At 61.2% G+C, this 711-nt stretch carries 1 pseudogene; it reads right to left on the bottom strand.

The features are described from left to right. Positions 1–711 (bottom strand): annotated as a pseudogene (locus tag AB4Z27_RS29250) (hypothetical protein); the annotation flags it as partial.

Raw genomic sequence — 711 nt, forward strand, 5'->3', positions numbered from 1 at the left:
GTGATGTCCCCCTTTAGCCATTGGAGGTAGACCGCGGCGCAGCCGTCGATTTGCTGGGTTGTGGCGATGCATCGCTGCAAGGTCTCCGCGTAGGCGTCGCCGCTTAGCGCATTGCTCCCATCGTGCGTGCAGTCGAGCTTGTTGGCGAGCAGGTTGCTCCGCATCCACGCGGCGTGGGCCTTCGCCAGGGGTTCGACGTGCTGGGCCTGGAGCGCGTCAGACTGCGTTTTGAACTCATTGCGCCACGCGCTATGGAGTTCCGGCTTGAAGCGGCGCAGATATTCGCCCCACGATTCATTCTGGGCAGACTGGATCGTCTGCGGCGAAGGATTCCGGATCGCCGCATCCATTTCCTGTTTTCTCTTGACGTCTTCCGGTGTGTCCGGCGGTGCGGCCATTCCCCCGCGCGACGCCGTGTCTTGGCTCGCAACTTCGTAGCTGACCTTGAGGTAGTCCGCAAGGACATCCGCCTTGTGGAACACTTGGAGTTTCACCTTTTCATCATTGGATTGCCGGAATGACTTGATGGCACCATCCAGTGCAGCCAGATTCCGGTGCGTGGTGGGATAGTTGCCGTAGCCGTTTTTCTTGTCGTACTTGCCGGCTGGCACGTACGTGTCCAGCAAGCGCTCCTGATGCCAGTGGATCAGGGCGGCGAGGTCCTGCGCAACGCCGGCCGGGTCGTCCAGTGCGATGATCGCGGCCTGCATG

It is taken from the genome of Cupriavidus sp. KB_39, assembly GCF_052114485.1.
Lineage (GTDB): Bacteria > Pseudomonadota > Gammaproteobacteria > Burkholderiales > Burkholderiaceae > Cupriavidus.